We start from the raw sequence: 19897 nt of genomic DNA, 5'->3' as shown, positions 1-19897 counted from the left end.
TATATGACACGGAAACTCAGAATGGGAATGATAGGAGGCGGTAAAGACGCCTTCATTGGAGCGATTCATCGTATTGCTGCCAACATGGACGGACTGATTGAACTGGTGGCAGGCGCGCTCAGTATCAATAATGATATCGCCATAGAATCAGGTAAAATGCTGTTCCTCGATCCGGAGCGTACTTACCTCGACTTCAAAACCATGTTGGAAAAAGAAGCGAAAATGCCGGCAGATAAACGCATGGACTTTGTGACCATCGTTACGCCGAATTTCGCCCACTTTGAACCAGCTATGATGGCACTCGACCTCGGTTTCAACGTAGTAATAGAAAAGCCTATCACCTTCTCACTCGATGAAGCCAAACAATTAGATGCTAAAGTAAAAGCAACCGGCTTAACCCTGTTGCTCACACATACATACACCGGCTACCCTATGGTGAAACAAGCCAGACAAATGGTGAAAGACGGTGCATTGGGTAAAATCCGTAAAGTATGGGTAGAATATCCACAAGGCTGGCTCAGCAAACTCAGTGAAAGAGAAGGCAACGCCCAGGCAGCCTGGAGAACAGATCCTAAAAAATCAGGTAAAAGTGGTTGTATGGGCGATATTGGTACCCATGCGGCTAACCTGGCAGAATATATTTCCGGCGCTCAAATTGAAAAGTTATGTGCCGATCTGAACATCATGGTACCAGGCCGTGCACTGGATGATGATGGCGCGGTATTACTCCGCTTCGACAATGGCGCTGCTGGTGTGCTGATGGCATCACAGGTAGCTGCCGGTGAAGAAAATGCACTGAAAATCCGTGTATACGGAGAAAAAGGCGGTCTCGAATGGGCACAACACGAACCCAATACCCTGCTGGTAAAATGGCTGGATAAACCTACTGAGATCTACCGTGCAGGTGGCGGATACACTTTCCAATCCAGCTACATGACCCACAATACCCGTACTCCGGGCGGTCATCCGGAAGGATACCTGGAAGCATTCGGTAACCTGTATCGCAACTTCGCACAAACTTTATCGGCGAAAATCGACGGTGTTACCCCATCTCCGGAATCCCTGGACTTCCCGGGTACCGCAGAAGGCATACGTGGTATGGCTTTCATCGACAACGTAGTTCGTTCTTCCCAGAGCGATGCGAAATGGACAAACTTCGAGATATAGTATTCATAACCAGAACGAGCGTATGAAAACGATCAAAGGACCCGGCATTTTTTTGGCGCAATTCATGGGAGATGAAGCGCCTTTTAATAATCTGAAAACCATCTGTGAATGGGCAGCTTCCATCGGCTTTAAAGGCGTGCAGATCCCTTCCTGGGATAGCCGCCTGATAGACCTGCAAAAGGCAGCGGAAAGCAAAACCTACGCAGATGAAATCAAAGGCATCGTGAATGCAGCAGGACTGGAAATCACAGAACTGAGCAGCCACCTGCAAGGACAGCTGGTAGCAGTCAATCCTGCTTTCACTGAAATGTTCGACGGATTTGCGCCTGCACAATATCATAATAACCTGGCTGCCCGTACCGAATGGGCCGTTAACCAGCTGAAATACGCGGCGAAAGCCAGCCGTAACCTGGGACTCAATGCACACGCTACTTTCAGCGGTGCTTTGTTATGGGCGCCCGCCATGTATCCATGGCCACAACGTCCGGCAGGACTGGTAGAAACCGGCTTCGCCGAACTGGCAAAACGCTGGCTGCCGATCCTCAATGAATTTGATGCCAACGGAGTAGATGTATGTTATGAAATACATCCGGGAGAAGACCTGCACGACGGTATTACCTTCGAGCGCTTCCTGGAAGCTACCGGTAATCATAGCCGCGCCAACCTCTTGTACGATCCAAGCCACCTGTTGCTGCAATGCCTCGACTATCTCGAGTACATTGATATCTACCACGAACGAATCAAAGCTTTCCACGTAAAAGACGCGGAATTCAATGCTACCGGACGCTCCGGCGTTTATGGCGGATACCAGTCGTGGATCAATCGCCCCGGACGTTTCCGCTCACTCGGCGATGGACAGGTCGACTTTAAATCCATCTTCAGTAAAATGGCCCAATACGATTTTGCCGGCTGGGCCGTAATGGAATGGGAATGCTGTATCAAACATCCGGAAGACGGCGCCAGAGAAGGAGCTCCGTTTATCAAGGATCATATTATCCGGGTAACAGAAAAAGCATTTGATGATTTTGCCGGTGCTGGCACGGATGATGCTTTTAATAAAAGAATACTCGGTATTTAATTCAAATTTATCCATCGATCGTTTACGTAAACAATAACCAAATAAAAAAATCAACAAATGAGAAAGAGATATCTGGCGCCGCTGGTACTAAGTGTTTTATTCTTTGCAGCATGCGGAGGAGGTGAAAAAAAACAAGAGAAAGCTGACAGCGCAAGCACTCACGAAAGCGCAGCAGCAGATAATTCCATGGTATCACCTACTGCCAACAAACCAGTTAGCAAAGGCGAAACCCTGATGGCAGAAAGCGATTGCAAAACCTGCCACAAAGAAGAAATGAAAGTGGTAGGACCTGCACTGAAAGATATTGCAGGCAAATACCCTAATACGCCGGAAAATGTTGCTAAACTGGCCGATAAAGTAATCAAAGGCGGTTCTGGCAACTGGGGAGAAGTAGCGATGTTACCTCACCCACAGGTATCAAAAGAAGATGCAAAAGAAATGGTAAGCTATATCTTATCATTATCTGCAGCCAAATAATTGTTATCCTAACACAAACACAATTCATCCGGCATGAAAAAATTAATCATCGGAGCCTTCGCGATAGGTGCACTATTAGGCACTTCCGCGGTGAAAGCCCAACAATTAAATACCTTATCGGCTAAAGAAAAGAAGCAGGGATGGGTATTGCTGTTCGATGGTACCTCTACCAAAGGCTGGCATACTTACCTGCAATCTACTGCTAGCCCGGCATGGAGCGTAGCAGATGGCGCTATCGGCCTGAATCAGGCAGCTAAAAAGAATGGCGCTCCTGGTGGTGACCTCGTTACTGACGCAGAATATGAAAACTATGAGCTGACGTACGAATGGAAAATTTCTCCGGGTGGTAACAGTGGCCTGATTTTCAGCGTACACGAAGATCCCGCTTTAGGCCAGACTTACCTGTCCGGTCCAGAAATGCAGGTACTCGACGACGCCGGACATCCGGATGGCAAAAATCCCAAACACAATGCAGGTGAATTATACGATCTCGTAAAAGCCTCCAGCAGACCGGCCAAACCGGTGGGTGAATGGAATTCCGCCAAAATATACAAGAAAAATAGCCACCTGATCCTCTGGCTCAACGGTGTGAAAATGGCAGAAACTACCATGGGTACCCCTGAATGGGATGCACTGGTAGCCAAAAGCAAATTCCACGATTGGAAAGACTTTGGCAAATATGCCAAAGGACATATCGCACTGCAGGATCACGGTAACGATGTATGGTACCGTAACATGAAAATAAAAGCTCTTTAACATAAGCAGAAAGCGAAAGGCATAAAGCTAAAAGCTATTGTAGCGAATAACCAGCGCGTATATAATGCCGCCTGCGTTATTCGCTACAATAGCTTTCAGCTTTTCCCTTTCTATCGTCAATTTTTCTTTTTTTATTCATCAATTCCCACGTAAAACAATGAAAGCATTAACCGCGTTTATTGCACTCCTGATCCTCGCCGGCACTTTTTCTGTGCAGGCAAAAGATAAAAACAAACACAAGACTAAAAGAGTACTCGTGTTTTCTAAAACAATGGGCTTCCGCCACGACTGCATCCCCGCTGCCAAACTAGCGATTATGCAACTCGGCAAGGAAAACGGCTTCGACGTAGATACGACAGAAGATGCCAGCGCATTTACGGCCGACAACCTGAAAAAATATGCAGCCGTTATTTTCAGCTGCACCACCGGCGATGTGCTCGATGATGCACAACAGGTGGCCTTTCAGAACTACATCCACAAAGGCGGCGCCTGGATGGGTATCCACGCAGCTACGGATACGGAATACGACTGGCCCTGGTACAACAAACTGGCCGGCGCCTGGTTCCTCAGCCATCCTCATCAGCAACAGGCAACACTGAAAGTAGTAGACCACAATCACCCCGCTACCAAAGACCTGCCAGACGAATGGGTCCGCAAAGATGAATGGTACAATTTCAAAGACCTGAATCCCGATGTACATGTGCTCATCAAAATCGATGAAAGCAGCTACACCGGCGGTAAAAACGGCGACAACCACCCCATGTGCTGGTACCACAGCTTTGAGGGAGGACGCGCGTTCTATACTGAAATGGGCCACGTGAAAGAAGCCTACCAGGACCCTGTTTACCTGAAACATTTACTCGGAGGCATTGAATACGCCATCGGCAACTGGTCTCCCAAAAAATAATCCGCTATATCATGAAACATACCATAAAACTTATTTTGCTGCTGGCCCTTGTAATAGGCATGGCGGCGTGTAAAAAGTCGCGTCCGGGCAAACCGAAAGTACTCGTGTTTACCAAAACATCCGGCTTTCATCATAGCTCTATTCCTGCCGGCATCGCCGCCGTACAAAAACTGGGCGCCGAAAACGGATTTGAAGTAGATACCACTACCAATGCCGAAAAATTCAATGAAGACACCCTGCAAATGTACTCTGCAGTCATCTTCCTGAATACTACCGGCGATGTACTCAACAACTACCAGGAAGCCGACTTTGAAAGATATATTCAGGCAGGCGGCGGATACGTAGGCGTACACGCAGCTGCAGACACTGAATACGAATGGGGCTGGTACAACCACCTCGCCGGCGCATGGTTCCAAAGCCATCCTCCAGGCGTTCACAAAGCCATCGTAGACGTGATTGTAAAATCATTCCCGGCTACCGAAGGCCTTCCTGAAAAATGGGAACATACCGACGAATGGTATAACTACAAAAATGTAGATACCACCACAACGGTGTTATTGAAGCTGGATGAGAAATCTTACCAGGGCGGTATCATGGGCGCTAATCACCCCATCAGCTGGTACCATGACTACGACGGCGGCCGCGCCTTCTATACAGGTCTTGGTCATACAGAAGAATCTTACACGGATAGCCTGTTCCTGAAACACCTGGCAGGTGGTATCAAATACGCTATCGGTAAAAACCAGGTCCTGGATTACAGCCTGGCTAAAACCCTGCGTGTACCGGAAGAAGATCGCTTCACTAAAAATGTATTGGTATCCGGTGAGTTCTTCGAACCAACGGAAATGGCTATACTCCCTAACCTCGACATCCTCGTGGCACAACGCCGCGGTGAACTGATGCTCTACAATGCAGCAGAAAAGAAATTGTCGCAGGTAGGTTTCCTGAAAGTATATCACCATACCGATGTTCCTAAAGTGAATGCAGAAGAAGGATTCCTCGGCCTCGCCGCGGACCCCGACTTCAAAAACAATCACTTCATCTATGCCATGTATTCACCGGCAGATACGTCTGTAAACCGTTTGTCCCGTTTCAAATTTGAAAACAACAAACTGGATATGCAGTCTGAAAAAGTAATTCTCCAGTTCTACTCCCAACGCGATATCTGCTGCCATACCGGCGGTTCTATTGCCTTTGGACCAACCGGATTGCTGTATTTATCTACCGGCGACAACACCACACCATTTGATGAACCCGGTCAGAAATATGTAAGTAAAGGTTATGGCCCAACAGACGATCGTCCAGGTCACCTGCAATACGATGACCTCCGCGGATCAGCCAACACCAACGACCTGCGCGGAAAAATCCTGCGCATCAAAGTAGAAGCGGATGGTTCTTACACCATTCCGGAAGGTAACCTGTTCCCGAAAGGCACGAAAGATACCCGTCCGGAAATTTACGCTATGGGTACCCGTAACCCTTATCGAATGTCGGTCGACCAGAAAACAGGTTGGGTATATTGGGGAGAAGTAGGTCCTGACGCCAACAACGACGACTCTCTCCGCGGACCACGCGGATACGATGAAGTCAACCAGGCGAAAAAACCAGGTAACTACGGTTATCCTATGTTTATTGGCAACAATAAACCATACCGTAAATACAATTACGAAACCGGTGAAACCGGACCTTACTACGATCCGAAAAAACCAATGAACGAATCCCGTAATAATACCGGTTTGAAAGAACTGCCTCCGGCTACTTCTGCCCTTATCTGGTATCCTTACGGCAAATCAGATGAGTTCCCGATTGTAGGTAGTGGCGGACGTAATGCAGAAGCAGGCCCTGTTTACCACAGCGAATATTATCCAAAAGAAACCCGTTTCCCGGATTATTTCAACGATAAATTATTTATCTACGACTGGATACGTGGTTGGATTATGGCCGTTACGCTGGATAAAAACGGCGACTTCTCCAAAATGGAGCGCTTTATGCCTCACACCAAACTGAATGCTCCTATTGATATGGAAATGGGACCAGACGGCAGATTGTATGTGCTGGAGTATGGTAATGGCTGGTTCAGCAAAAATGTTGATGCAGGCCTCTCCCGGATCGATTTCAACGGTGGTAACCGTGCGCCGGAGGCTAACATCCACGCCGATCGTTTAACCGGCGGATTGCCCTTTAAAGTGAAATTAAGCGCAGAAGGATCTGTTGATCCGGATGGCGACAAAATCACTTACCTCTGGAACTTCGGTAACGGTACTAAAAAAGAAACCACCGAACCTACCGTTGAATATACCTACACTACCGCCGGCGAATACCAGGCGTATGTAGAAGTAGCAGACGACAAAGGCGCTAAAACAAAGAGCAAATCCATCGATGTTTACGCAGGTAACGAAACACCTGATGTGAAGATTGCTATCACCGGCAACCAGATGTTCTACTTCCCTGGCAAACCCGTACAATACACCGTGAACATCAGTGACAAGGAAGATGGTAACTCCGCAGATGGAAAACTCGATGCCAACAACATCTTTGTAAAAGCAGATTATATCCAGGGCCGTGATAAAGCAGCAGCGCCACAAGGCCACCAGATTATCACCGGCGCTATTGCAGGTAAAAATATCATGGAAGTATCCGACTGTAAAACCTGCCACAAACCAGATGAAAAATCTATCGGGCCTTCTTTCAAACAAGTAACCGAAAAGTATAAAAATGATCCTTCAGCAGCGGAAACACTGGCTAAAAAGATCATCAGTGGCGGTGGTGGTGTATGGGGAGAAACAGCTATGTCTGCCCACCCTGGTATTTCTTTGGGAGAAGCCAAACAACTGGTGGAATACATTTACTCCATTGGTGGCAACGCCCCGAAAGTAAGCTCTCTGCCTATTTCCGGTAGTATCAGCCCGACTATGGGTGGTGAAGCCAAAGATAACGGTGTACTGTATATGCTCGCCAGCTACACCGACAAAGGTGGCCCCGGCATTAAGCCTATCACCGGTACCGCACAAACAGAACTGATCAGTCCTGTATTACCAGCGGCAGACTACAGCAAAGCTGATGGCGTATCTACCTTCGCGGTTGACGGCATGAAATTCCTCATTCCTTCCAACACAGAAGGATGGGTAGTGTACAACAAGCTGGATCTTACAGACGTGAAAGGTATGGAGCTGACTTACATGGTACAGGAAACTCCTCAGCAGGGTTATGTAGTGGAAGCTTTTGTGGATGATGCTAATGGCACCCGTTTGGGAGAAGTGACCATCGGACCTGGCGCACAGCCTAAAACCGCTAACAAAGTAAATTTCAACTTTGCACCGGTAACAGACGGTAAAAAACATAATCTGTATTTCCGTTTCAAAGCAACAGATGCGACGCAGAAAGTACAGTTAGGAATACTGTCATTTACATTGCATTCGTAAGTGTAAATCTCTAATAAAGAAGAAAGGGTGTTTCTGGAAACAGAAACACCCTTTCTTCTTTTAATTCGCATCCCACCATACGCGATCATTCAGTGTCACCTTCTGATCAGGTTGTGGATTGGTCAGCGGCTCGCTGGCCGGATAAGGCCATCTGCGGGGGATGCTGCTTACCACTTCATCCTTATATGGCTTTAACACCGGAAAACCTGTACGTCTCCAGTCGTTGTATACTTCGGGAGATAGGAAATTCGCGATATACTTTTCTGTAATAATCTGTTCCATGGCGTTGGCAGTAGTTAACGCTGGTCTGGAAGCGATATAGGTTTGCTGTGCTTCCGGAGAAATGCCGAGCATAGTCATATGCTGTGCAATGGCATTCTGGTATATTGGCCCAGCGGCAGCAGCGCCCTGCTTAATTAAAGTAGCTTCTGCTTTTATAAATAATGCTTCGCTGTAAGTAGCCAGATAGAGGCTTGCAGCAGCACCAGCATAAAATTCATTCACGCGGGAATAAGATTTAGGATTAGGCGCTGGTACATCTCCTACTTTTCTTCCTACATAAACACCATCCTTACTTTTGCCGGCAATCACTGCCAGACGTGGGTCCTTTCTCGATACCAGTGAATCAATAAATGACTTGGCCATTACCACGCCACCGGCAGCATCCTGCGTATTTACATACCAGGGGCTCTCTGCCTGACCACCACCGGTATAGGCTATTGCAGCATTATCTTTATTATCACTAAATCCGCTTGCCAGGGCAGCCAAAGCTTTATCTGCCTGCTGAGCGGCAGTATGGCCCGGCGCTTTGCTCAGGCGCAGGTAATAACGCGCTTTGAGCATATACACAAACTTCTTCCACTGGTCCATATTACCACCATAAATGTAGTCTTCTGTACCTGGTACTGCCACGCCTGCAGGCTGCGCCATGTAATATAACGCACTGTCTAATGTTTGATCAATCAAAGCGTAAATCTCCTCCTGCTTGTCATAAGGCGTTTGCTTCACCGTTGTTACTTTAAACCCTTTTGAAAAAGGGATATTGCCCCAAAGGTCAGTAGTAATAGCCATGTTGTATGCCATCAGGGTTTTACCAATGGCCACATACCTGTTGTTATGCCGGCTCCTGGCGGAGTCAATCATCGAATTCAGGTTGTTGAAAACATGCGGATATAGGGCCCAACTCCAGGTATTTTCTACGTCTACGGGGGTAACGTTGTAAGATTCTACGCTGGGAGAAGACTGGTTCAGCGACAGCTGTTGCATCCAATACGATGATATAATCCCACAATATCCACCTACTACCCAGGTGCTGGTAGAAACTTCTACCGGCCCCAGAATCATCGACTCCTGTACACTGGGTGGATTATTAGGGTCATCATTGATATCCAGGAACTTTTTACAACCGGTACCCAGCAAAACACCACTGGCCACCAGGTATATCATCAGTTTATTTTTCATGTTGTTTCTTTTGACGTTATTTAAAATGTAACCTTTACACCGGCAATAATGCCTCTGTTGGATGGTACAGGGAAGTTGGTAAATCCTTCACCGTTGCCGCTTCCATACAGTCCCACTTCAGGATCTGATCCGGAGTATTTCTTCTGCAGAATAAAATTGGTACCCGTGAGCGTAACCGTAGCCGACTGAAAGAAAGAATTTTTCAACAGACTGGCGCCCAGGTTATAACCCAGCGTTACCTGCCGCAATTTCAGGTAAGATCCATCCTCTATACTATTTTCACTTACTGCAGAATAATAAGTCTTGTAGTAGGTTTCATCCAATACAATTGATTTAGTGTTAGGCGCCCCTGTTTTCTGGTTTACACCAGGCAATACCACCGAGCCACCTCTATTTTCCGTGCCTTTAGCAGTACCGTAGTAATAGAGAGAAGAGTTATCGAGATTAATAACATCACCACCGTGTTTAGCAGCCAGTACAAAAGAGAAAGTAAATCCTTTGTAAGTGAGATTACTGGTAAGACCGCCGGTCCACTTGGGAGTCGCATTACCAATAGGACCGAAGTCATGGCCCACAATAGGATAGCCGTTATCAGTCAGCACCAGTTCATGCTTATCGTTACGCACGAAACTATTCCCGTAAATAACATTGTATGGCTGATTAGCATAAGCAAAAACACCCAATCCGGTAAATCCGGCCAACTGGATGTAGTTCACGCCATCGGCCAGGTTTAATACCTTGTTATCAATTTTCGTATAGTTGATACCGATAGTCCAGGTCAGGTCTTTTGTTTTCACAGGTGTGTATCCAAGAGATACCTCAAGTCCCTTGTTCTGCATGGCGCCAGCATTCAAAGAGGCTCCATTGTAACCCGTAGCAGCAGATAATGGAGAGCCTGGCGTTATCAGATCACTACTGCGTCTGTTGAACCATGAAACCTCCAGTGAACCTCTGCTTTTCAGGAAACGCGCTTCAAATCCTACTTCAAATTCCTTCAGGGTTTCATTCTTTAACGGGAAATTATACGTAGTATTCAGGGTATATCCGTTTGCTCCATGGAAAGGGAAAAATACGTTACTGATACTATTACCTCCGGCTGCCTGGAACCAGTTGTTGCTCAGTGAATAAGGCTGCACGTTATCATTACCTACTACAGAATAAGATACCCGCACTTTACCAAAATTCAGGATAGGATTATCCTGCATATGCAGCGCTTCTGTAAAAACAAATCCTGCACTGACAGAACCATACGGATAAAACTGTTTATCCTTCGACAATACGGAACTACCATCATAACGACCAGTGAGCGCCAGTGTCAGCATACGCTTATACTCCGCATTGGCCTGACCATAAAAGCCTACCTTCCGGCTTCTGTAATAGTTGTAAGTAGAAGTAACTTTATCTGCATTGCCAATGTTATAGAACTTATTCACGGATAAGCCTACGCCTTGTACAAAGTTATTGTCGTTGTAGTTAGTGAGAATATTATTTCCCAGGAGGACACTGGTGTACCAGTCTTTTCCAAAATCCTTCCGGGCTTCTACCATCAGATCATTACTGAACTGCTGGTATCTGATATCTCTTTGATACACCTGTCCAATGTCGGGGGTAGAACCATTATTTCCCCAACCGATAGCTCCGGGTGCTTCGTGATAGTTGGTACCATTCACATACATATCTGCACCAGCTCTCTCTGTAATGGTGAGCCATGATTTTGGACTATAACTGAGCGATATTACCGGAATAATACGATTGTTTTTGTCTGCCAGTCCGGTGTTATCCAGGATCCAGTAGGGATTGTTACGGGAACCGCGGTATAAACGCTGGCTGCCATCTTCATAAGTAGTTGGGAACGGGTCCCAGGAAATAGGTGCACCATATACAGTCCAGAGCGGATTCACGAAGTTGTTTCCCTCCATGTAACGATGGTTATTGGTCTGGATGTAGTTGAACTGCGCAGAGAGTTGCAGGTTATCCATCAACTTCACACCATAGCGGGTAAACAGGGAATGTCTGGAATAATCCGTGTTAGGAATAGTACCGTTGGTTTTCAGATAAGAATAAGAAACGATATAATTTGATCTATCTGAAAAGCCACTTACATTGACGTTATTATCTGAGGTATGTCCTGTTTTGAAAAACTCTTTCATGGGATTGTGCTTCTGCACCGGCTTCCCATTTACTTTAAGGGTGTCGATCAATGGCCCCCAGGAAGAGGAGCCAAGGTCCCCGTTATTTCCATCTACATATTCACCGCCGGTTCCCTGGGCATATTTATCCTGGAACTCCGGTAATATAGGTGTCTGGAAGGAATAGCTACTGCTGAAGGACACTGTAGGCTTTCCTTTGCCAGATCCCGTTCCATTTTTAGTAGTGATAACGATCGCACCTCTCGCAGCAGCAGAACCATAAATAGCAGTGGCAGCAGCGCCTTTCAATACGGTCATGGTTTCGATGATATTAGGATCAATATCACTGCCTCTGTTGGAGGTACCGCCATTATATTCCGCTCTGTTAGGGTTACCTGCTTCTGAGTTGTCCATAATCATACCGTCTATTACGAACAAGGGCTGGTTATTTCCTACCAGTGAAGTACTACCACGAATCACAATTCTGGCAGAACTACCCGGTACACCGCTGGAGTTATTCACTTGTACACCGGCTACTTTTCCGGCCAGGGCATTCACAACGTTGTCTTGCTTCGCTTCTGTGAGGGTAGCGCCTTTTACTTCCTGTACACTATAGGTAAGCATTCTTTTATCGCGCTTAACACCCAACCCCGTCACTACTACTTCAGTAATGTCTTTGGAATTATCTACCAGAGAAATGGTGATAGGTGCTTTACTATTGGCTTTTACGGTAGTGGTAGTAAACCCGATGGCTGTGATCAACAGTATTTCGCCATCTTTTGCTTCAATTTTAAAGGAGCCATCTGCTGCGGCTGCCACGCCTGCATTACGGCCTTGCACGTGAATAGAGGCGCCGGGTACAGGCGTCCCTTCTTTAGTCAACACCTTCCCGGTAATCACCGGCGATTGGGCGTAGGCAAAAGCTACCGCGAACAGCAGCCATGCTGCCATTGCAATTGTTTTTTTCATAAGTGTTAAATTGTTGAGATTAAACCGCCACTGATGCTTACAAACGAAGCCCATTCAGCATTGTAAGGAATGCAGAAAAACGATTAATGAAAAATGGTAAAGATTTTGTGTCTGATAATTTATATTCGCCTATTGGCCTGTTCATAACATGTACTCTGGTTGATGCGCGCTACTTGTCAATACCGATCACTCTTTTAGCGGAAACAGGATACATAACTTGAGTTTGATGTAAAAGTAAAATTAGATCACATTCCCCGATGTGGTCACACCAGAATTAACCAATTTAATGCAGATATTAACTTGGGGAAAAAATTAAAAACAAGAAAACAAAGTAGGAAAAAGATGCCGCAAAAGCATTGACAGCAGCAATAAAGGTGGGATTAAACGGCCATAAATATTCACATAAGCGTTACAACAAATAACGAAAGCATCACATTCTTATCTCCACTATATTCATCCTATCACACAATAACCCATGTTAAAATTTGCGCACTTTCAATTAAAATATGCGTGTGCGACCTTCATTCATCGCACACGCAAACACCACCGCTATGCAGTGATAAACGCATAATTCTTAATGAGAAACTGATCCTCAAAACCCATTTTCAAATAAATCCCAATCCCCATTTTAGACGCCTGCAACGTAGCATAAGTGGCGTTTAAACCAATAGACTCATTCAATACATATTCCATGATCTCATTGGCAAATCCTTTCTTCCTCATTTCAGGAATCACCCCCACACCATGAATACCCGCAATGCCATCGGCACAATGCAATATCGCCGTACCAATGGGCTGATCGCCCAAATAAACCAGGTAAAAACGAATATCCCGCCAGGTTCTTTTCAGTATTTCACCGCTGATCTGATAACCGAACGACTGCGGATATATAGCAGCCCAGGCATCCGCCTGTTCATTACTGCTCACCAGCTCATAACGAAGGTTTTGCGCACCGGTAAACAGCCGCTCTAACTTCAGCGACATACCCGCCTGCTCAAATGATTTTACGCCGCCCTGTGCTATCATATACTCGTCTGCGTTAGTACCGTAAATATCCCAATAAGGAATCGTCATTTTTCCGCTGGGTAATATTGCCAATGCAGTGGTTAGCAATTCTGGTGTAACATCCTGCTTAAACCACAACCGGTTAGGCCAGTCTGAATCTGGTATTTTACAATAATTGTAGGCGGGTGTTTCTACAAAACCATTAAAAGGAATACCGACCGTTTTCCACAAAGAAGTGAGATTGTCAAGATTGGTTTTAATAATATCAATAGGTGGTGTCATATTTTACGCGATTAAATAACGATCGCAATATCGCTTATCTCCTGCAAAAAAATGGGCCGCCTCCGGAACTACCGGAAACAGCCCTGTCTGATCACTGTTTATAACTACTTCTTAGGCTTTGCCCCCATATAAAAAGTAAGGGTACCGCCATTCATAATATCAGCATGTGTAATATACAACCGGTTTAATGGCGCACCATTCAGTAATAACCGTTGCACATATACGTTTTTATCACTTTGATTCTTCACATCTACCACAAATGTTTTTCCATTCTCCAGCTGCAGCGTAGCCTTATCAATAGCCGGACTACCCAGCGCATACTGATCGCTACCCGGGCAAACAGGATAGAAGCCCAGTGTAGTAAAAATGTACCATGCACTCATCTGGCCGCAGTCGTCGTTACCGCCTAACCCATCCGGGCCGGGATGATACATCTTCTTCAAAATCATGCGTACCCGTTCCTGTGTTTTCCACGGATAGCCGGTCCAGTTATACAGGTAAGCCACATGGTGCGAAGGCTCGTTCCCATGTACGTAGTTGCCGATGATACCGTCGCGGGTAATATCTTCCGTTTCTGCAAAATATTTATCGGGTAATTCCATGGTGAACAATGAATCCAGGTGAGCGGTGAATTGCTTCTTACCTCCCATCATGGCAATCATTTCATTTGGATCATGTGGTACATATAAACTGTAGTTCCAGGCGTTGCCTTCAATAAAGCCCTGATCATGTGTTTGCAACGGATCGAAGCTGACTTTAAAAGTACCATCATTCAACCGTGGGCGCATAAATCCGGTGTTGCCATCGTATACGTTTTTATAGTTGGTAGATCGTTTTATAAACTCTTCATAAATAGCCGTTCTGCCTAACTTCTTCGCCACCTGCGCAATACACCAGTCGTCGTACGCATACTCCAGCACTTTGGAAACGGAAGAACCATTCCTATCTTCCGGAATATAGCCCCGATCCATGTAATACTCCAGCCCATCATAGCTGCGGTGGCGGGCAGTGGTCACGCAGGCATCCAATGCTTTGTTGACATCAAAGGGTGCATTGCCTTTCATGATGGCATCGGCAATAACCGATACACTGTGGTAACCAATCATACACCAGTTTTCATTGGCGTAATGCGCCCATATCGGCAACATATGCTGCGCACTTTGTTCATAGTGGTGCAGCATAGACTGGATCATATCTGCATTGCGCTGTGGCTGAATCACGTTAAACAACGGGTGTAATGCCCGATAAGTATCCCACAGAGAAAAAGTCGTATAATTCGTGTATCCGTTAGCGGTATGAATGTTCATGTCCAGTCCACGGTATTGTCCGTCTACATCCATATAGGTAATAGGATTGATAAACGCATGATACATGGCGGTGTAGAAATTCTCCTTCTCCTCGCGGCTGCCGGACTCAATATGAATTTTATTCAGCTCTTTACTCCACAATGCCTGTCCTTCGCGTTTCACCTGCTCAAAATCCCAGCCGGGGATTTCTGCGCGCAGGTTTTTCAACGCCCCTTCTGTACTCACCGGCGACAACGCCATTTTTATTTTAATCTTTTCGCCGGGTGCAGTTTTAAAATCGAAGTAAGCTCGGATTTGCCTGCCTGCCATTTCCGGGAAGTTCTTTGTCTGATCAAACTTTCGCCAGAAACCTTTGTACACATCCTTAGCATTGTTCTGCTGACCGTATGCTACAAACGGCTTAGAGAACACCATCGCAAAATATTCTATTCTCGTACGTGCCCAACCGTTAGTTTGCCGGAAGCCGGTTACCAGGGTATCATTCTCCACACGAATAAACGTCCATACATTTTTATTCTCGTAGTTATAAATCCCTGACATCATATCCAGGATAATATGCGCCTGATCAGTTCCGGGAAAAGTATATTGATGGAAACCTACGCGGTTGCTGGCTGTCAGTTCCGCCAGAATGTTTCCATCTTCCAGCTTCACTTTATAATACGCGGGTTCCGCAACTTCTGTGCTATGAGAAAAAGGAGAGCGGTAGCCACTTTCCGGATGATCGGCGGTACCAGGGTTTAATTGCAGGGCGCCAACGGTGGGCATAATTAAAAAGTCGCCCAGGTCAGAGTGCCCGGTTCCGCTGAAGTGCGTATGACTAAACCCAACAATGGTTTTATCTTCATATTGATAACCTGCACAATACTTATATACATCCGGGTTATACTTACCATTCATTTCATAGGGAATGGTATCGGTTTCAGGGCTGAGTTGTACCATGCCGAATGGCACGGTAGCGCCGGGATAGGTATGCCCCATTCTCTGGGTGCCGGTAATCGGCTTCACATACTGTATAACGTTCTCCTGCGCCATTGCTGAAGTTGCAGCAAGAAGGAGAACGGGTAATAAAATTTTTCTCATCTCGGTTGATTTAGCTGTTAGCAGTTAGCTATTAGCTGTTAGATAACTATCCGCTGCATTACTAACAGCTAACGGCTAGCAGCTAAAAGCTAAAGAGAGTACATCCCGAAGAGTCGGGATGAAATATTTCAGTGAACAATGAAAATCGTTTACAGATCTATTTGTTCGCGGTAGGCGAATAAGAATATGGATAATCTGCAGTGTTCGCACCTCTTGATTTCTCAGGAGTAGCGCCCATTTTGAACTCCAGGGTACCGCCTTTCTGCAGGTCCTGGTGGCTGATCCAATTCTTAGAATAAGGTTGTCCGTTTAAAGACGCACTTTGTACGTACAGATTAGTATCGCTGTTGCCTGGTGCATTAATCACCATTTGTTTACCATCTTCCAACGTCATTGTGAGTTTGGAAAACAGGGGAGTACCTAACACATACTGTTGTGTACCGGGACATACAGGATAGAAGCCCATCGCGGAGAAAACGTACCATGCGCTGGTTTGGCCATTGTCTTCATCACCACAGTATCCATCGGGAGTGGCTTTGTATAAACGGCTCATCACCTGGCGTACCCAGTATTGGGTTTTCCATGGCTGACCTGCATAATTATATAAGTAGATCATGTGTTGAATGGGTTGGTTGCCATGTGCATACTGTCCCATGTTCATGATCTGCATTTCGCGTATTTCGTGGATAACGGTGCCGTAGTAGCTTTCATCAAAGATAGGCGGCATGTTGAAAACAGAGTCCAGCATATTGGTAAACATTTGCTGACCGCCCATCAGTTTCGCGAGGCCTTGTACATCGTGGAATACAGACCAGGTATAATGCCAGCTGTTTCCTTCGGTGAAAGCATCTCCCCATTTGAATGGGTTGAAAGGTGTCTGGAATTTGCCGTCTTTATTTTTACCACGCATCAGTTTTGTTTCCGGATCAAAGAGGTTGCGGTAATTCTGAGCGCGTTTTTCAAACAGCGCAATTTCACTTTTAGGACGGTTCAATGCTTTCGCCAACTGGAAAATGGTGAAGTCATCGTATGCGTATTCCAGTGTACGGGCGGCGTTTTCATTGATGTTAACATCATAAGGTACGTAGCCGAGTTTATTATAGTATTGCGCTCCTAATCTACCCACAGAGCTCATAGGCCCTTCGTTTTCGGTATTTTTCAGGATGGCTTTGTACAAGTTGTTGATATCATAACCACGGATACCTTTCAGGTAAGCGTCGGCGATGAGGGAAGCGGAGTTGGAGCCGATCATACAGTCGCGGTGACCGGGGCTGGCCCATTCTGGTAACCATCCGCTTTCGTTATACGCGTTAGACAATCCTTCCATGATATGCGCGCTCAGTGTAGGATACATCAGTGTGAAGAAAGGATGTACGGCGCGGAAAGTATCCCAGAATCCGTTGTCGGTGAACATGTAGCCTGGTAATACCTGGCCGTTGAACGGACTGTAGTGTACTATTTCGTTTTTAGCATTGATTTCATAGAACTTCCGGGGGAACAGCATGGTACGATACAGGGAAGAGTAGAAAGTACTCACCTGTTCGCTGGAACCGCCTTCTACAGACAGTCTGCCGAGTTCTTTATTCCAGATATCTTTTGCTTTTTTGCAGGTGGCATCAAAGCTTTCGTTACCTATTTCGCGTTGCAGATTCAGTTCTGCCTGTTCAAAGCTGATAAAGGAAGAAGCAGTTTTGATCCCTACCTTTTCTCCTTTGGAAGTTTTGAAACCTACTACGGCGCCGGTGTGATCGGCTTGTAGTTCCAGCTGACCTTTCACCAGTACGCTGTCGTGCCAGATATTAGCAACGGTAAACGGCTTATCGAAGGTGATAACGAAGTAGTTCTTAAAGTTGGAAGGTACGCCACCGCTGTTTTTGGTGGTGTATCCGATGATTTTCTTTTGCTCCGGTAATATTTTAATGTAAGAACCGTGATCAAAGGCATCTATCACGATGTAGGCGCTGTCAGTAGCTGGGTAGGTAAACCGCAGCTGGGCGGCTCTTTCGGTAGGCGTAATCTCTGTGGTTACATCCGGATCAGCGAGGTATACACTATAATAATAAGGTTTGGCTACTTCTGATTTATGGGAGAACCAGCTGGCGCGGGCATTCTGATCAAACTTCACGGCACCTGTTACCGGCATGATGGCAAACTGTCCATAATCATTGATCCAGGGAGAGGGTTGGTGTGTTTGTTTGAATCCCCTGATTTTATCAGCGGTATATTGATATGCCCAGCCATTACCCATGGTATTGGTTTGCGGCATCCAGAAGTTCATACCCCATGGCAGGGCAATAGCAGGGTAGGTGTTACCATTTGACAGGCTTACTTTAGAATCAGTTCCCATCAGGGTGTTTACCCACTCCGCCGGTTCAGCTACTTTAAGCACTGTTTGGCTGAAGGCGCCATGCAATGACAATAAAGCGGCTGCTAACAGTCCAACTTTTTTCATGAATCAGATATTATAAACAACAAAAATGATCTCTTCGCTAATAACACGCAAAGCTTGCGTAAGTTAACATGAAATTTTCACAAAATCGATTTAGCACAGGTATAGAAAAAAAAGATTCTGCGAATCCTTTCTTCTGTAATCAAAAGCTGGTACTAAAATTATAATTTTTTTTATCATTTGCAAGTATTTAACGCTTTTTTCACGGCGCAGCTTCCCGGAGCCGTCTAACCGCGTTAATACCGCATTTGTTAAGCTGATCCCCGCAAAATAAACTTGCCAGGCAGCTCAATCGCATTTTTCTTCAAAGGCCCGCTGTTTTTATCTAACTGATGCATCAGCAGGTCTATGGCCGTTTTGGCGATGCCCTCAATCGGTTGTTCTATCACGGAGATACCGGGAGGGTATAAACGAAAAATGTCGTGGTCATCGAAGCATAGCACCGCAATATCATCCGGCATCTTCAGTCCCATACGGGCCAGCACTTCCAGTCCCAGGATGCCCAGGTAGTTGGTAGAAAAGAAGATGGCTTCCAGCTCAGGATTAGCTTCTATAAAGTCTTGCAGCTGTTTCAGCGATTCCTCGCGCTCTCTGTGATATTGCAATTGCAGGATATATTTTTTCCGGGAGGGGATCTTATGGTCTTTCAACGCTGTCACATAACCCCGTAGCCGTTCTTCTATCTGTATCAGCTTCACATCTACCATTACAAAGGCAATCTTTGTAAATCCTTTCCCTATCAGATGTTTCATGCCCTGCTGTACCCCGTCGAAATTATTGATGAGTACATAAGGCGTTTTAATGGAAGGGAAGAAGCTATCCATCAGTACTACCGGCTTATGCTGTTGTACCAGGTGCTGAATTTCCTTTTCCATGCCCGGTGCAGGGGTAATCAGGTAGCCATCCACCATTTGGCGGCCTAACATCCGGATCAGCTCTCCGCCTTTCTGGGCATTATTTTCAGTACTGCAGTATACTACATTATAACCCCGGCGCTCCGCTTCGGTTTCAATGGTTTTAGCTAAACTGGCAAAGAAGCTCCCGGAAATACTTTCTACAATAAGGCCCAATGTTTTGGACTGTCCGGTACGAAGATTCACCGCCATACGGTGGGGTTCATAACCCGATTTCTCTGCCACCTGCATAATATGCGTAGCCACTTCATCCCTGATGCGCATTTGCTTCCCCTTTCCGTTCAATACGAACGAAACCGTAGAAGGGGCCACCCCGGCCATTTTCGCAACATCTTTGAGGGTTAATCTCTTCATGTATAGTGATTGGTTTTGGCAACTGTGAAATGGATATTACAGGAACATTTCAACGAACCGGCCAGTTATATAATTTAAGCGCGCCTTGTTTTTCGACAGATTCACTAAAACGGAAATTACAAAAATACCTGTAATTACTA

12 protein-coding genes are annotated in these 19897 nt (G+C 45.9%); 6 read left to right on the top strand and 6 right to left on the bottom strand.

Features of this window, described 5'->3' with window-relative positions:
• Positions 1-3 precede the first annotated feature (3 nt).
• From AC1DFM_RS25815 to AC1DFM_RS25790, 6 genes are all read left to right on the top strand, one after another.
• Positions 4-1167, top strand: a complete 1164-nt coding sequence (locus tag AC1DFM_RS25815) for a Gfo/Idh/MocA family protein (protein WP_477079659.1) — start codon at positions 4-6, stop codon at positions 1165-1167.
• Between the two features lie 22 nt (positions 1168-1189).
• Complete coding sequence (locus AC1DFM_RS25810) at positions 1190-2245, top strand: sugar phosphate isomerase/epimerase family protein (RefSeq protein WP_291920499.1); 1056 nt, start codon at positions 1190-1192, stop codon at positions 2243-2245.
• Positions 2246-2302: 57 nt separating this feature from the next.
• Positions 2303-2722, top strand: a complete 420-nt coding sequence (locus AC1DFM_RS25805) for a c-type cytochrome (protein ID WP_477079658.1) — start codon at positions 2303-2305, stop codon at positions 2720-2722.
• Between the two features lie 33 nt (positions 2723-2755).
• Positions 2756-3478, top strand: a complete 723-nt coding sequence (locus AC1DFM_RS25800; protein WP_477079657.1) for a 3-keto-disaccharide hydrolase — start codon at positions 2756-2758, stop codon at positions 3476-3478.
• Positions 3479-3635: 157 nt separating this feature from the next.
• Positions 3636-4385 (top strand): ThuA domain-containing protein, encoded by a 750-nt coding sequence (locus tag AC1DFM_RS25795; RefSeq protein ID WP_477079656.1) that lies wholly within the window; start codon positions 3636-3638, stop codon positions 4383-4385.
• A gap of 11 nt (positions 4386-4396) precedes the next feature.
• Entirely contained in the window at positions 4397-7807 is a 3411-nt protein-coding gene (locus AC1DFM_RS25790; protein ID WP_477079655.1) for a ThuA domain-containing protein, read from the top strand.
• Between the two features lie 60 nt (positions 7808-7867).
• On the opposite strand, the gene AC1DFM_RS25785 is transcribed toward AC1DFM_RS25790, so the two are convergent.
• From AC1DFM_RS25785 to AC1DFM_RS25760, 6 genes are all read right to left on the bottom strand, one after another.
• Positions 7868-9268 carry a SusD/RagB family nutrient-binding outer membrane lipoprotein gene (locus AC1DFM_RS25785; RefSeq protein WP_477079654.1) on the bottom strand — a complete coding sequence of 467 codons (1401 nt, stop codon included), beginning with the start codon at positions 9266-9268 and terminating at the stop codon, positions 7868-7870.
• A 20-nt stretch (positions 9269-9288) separates the two neighbouring features.
• Positions 9289-12366 carry a SusC/RagA family TonB-linked outer membrane protein gene (locus AC1DFM_RS25780; RefSeq protein ID WP_477079653.1) on the bottom strand — a complete coding sequence of 1026 codons (3078 nt, stop codon included), beginning with the start codon at positions 12364-12366 and terminating at the stop codon, positions 9289-9291.
• A gap of 549 nt (positions 12367-12915) precedes the next feature.
• Positions 12916-13653: a GNAT family N-acetyltransferase gene (locus tag AC1DFM_RS25775; protein WP_477079652.1), complete on the bottom strand. Its 738-nt coding sequence runs from the start codon at positions 13651-13653 to the stop codon at positions 12916-12918.
• A 104-nt stretch (positions 13654-13757) separates the two neighbouring features.
• Entirely contained in the window at positions 13758-16040 is a 2283-nt protein-coding gene (locus AC1DFM_RS25770) for a GH92 family glycosyl hydrolase (RefSeq protein ID WP_477079651.1), read from the bottom strand.
• Between the two features lie 157 nt (positions 16041-16197).
• Positions 16198-18492, bottom strand: a complete 2295-nt coding sequence (locus tag AC1DFM_RS25765; protein ID WP_477079650.1) for a GH92 family glycosyl hydrolase — start codon at positions 18490-18492, stop codon at positions 16198-16200.
• A gap of 248 nt (positions 18493-18740) precedes the next feature.
• Positions 18741-19757, bottom strand: coding sequence for a LacI family DNA-binding transcriptional regulator (locus tag AC1DFM_RS25760; RefSeq protein WP_477079649.1), 1017 nt, complete (start codon positions 19755-19757; stop codon positions 18741-18743).
• Between the last annotated feature and the right edge of the window lie 140 nt (positions 19758-19897).

This window comes from Chitinophaga sp. 05T412 (assembly GCF_056396465.1).
This window is presented reverse-complemented; position numbering and strand designations above follow the sequence as displayed.

What these genes read in the sequence shown, in the direction of transcription:
- AC1DFM_RS25815 (WP_477079659.1), top strand. Translation starts at nt 4, where the DNA reads ATGACACGGAAACTCAGAATGGGAATGATAGGAGGCGGTAAAGACGCC.
- AC1DFM_RS25810 (WP_291920499.1), top strand. Translation starts at nt 1,190, where the DNA reads ATGAAAACGATCAAAGGACCCGGCATTTTTTTGGCGCAATTCATGGGA.
- AC1DFM_RS25805 (WP_477079658.1), top strand. Translation starts at nt 2,303, where the DNA reads ATGAGAAAGAGATATCTGGCGCCGCTGGTACTAAGTGTTTTATTCTTT.
- AC1DFM_RS25800 (WP_477079657.1), top strand. Translation starts at nt 2,756, where the DNA reads ATGAAAAAATTAATCATCGGAGCCTTCGCGATAGGTGCACTATTAGGC.
- AC1DFM_RS25795 (WP_477079656.1), top strand. Translation starts at nt 3,636, where the DNA reads ATGAAAGCATTAACCGCGTTTATTGCACTCCTGATCCTCGCCGGCACT.
- AC1DFM_RS25790 (WP_477079655.1), top strand. Translation starts at nt 4,397, where the DNA reads ATGAAACATACCATAAAACTTATTTTGCTGCTGGCCCTTGTAATAGGC.
- AC1DFM_RS25785 (WP_477079654.1), bottom strand. Translation starts at nt 9,268, where the DNA reads ATGAAAAATAAACTGATGATATACCTGGTGGCCAGTGGTGTTTTGCTG.
- AC1DFM_RS25780 (WP_477079653.1), bottom strand. Translation starts at nt 12,366, where the DNA reads ATGAAAAAAACAATTGCAATGGCAGCATGGCTGCTGTTCGCGGTAGCT.
- AC1DFM_RS25775 (WP_477079652.1), bottom strand. Translation starts at nt 13,653, where the DNA reads ATGACACCACCTATTGATATTATTAAAACCAATCTTGACAATCTCACT.
- AC1DFM_RS25770 (WP_477079651.1), bottom strand. Translation starts at nt 16,040, where the DNA reads ATGAGAAAAATTTTATTACCCGTTCTCCTTCTTGCTGCAACTTCAGCA.
- AC1DFM_RS25765 (WP_477079650.1), bottom strand. Translation starts at nt 18,492, where the DNA reads ATGAAAAAAGTTGGACTGTTAGCAGCCGCTTTATTGTCATTGCATGGC.
- AC1DFM_RS25760 (WP_477079649.1), bottom strand. Translation starts at nt 19,757, where the DNA reads ATGAAGAGATTAACCCTCAAAGATGTTGCGAAAATGGCCGGGGTGGCC.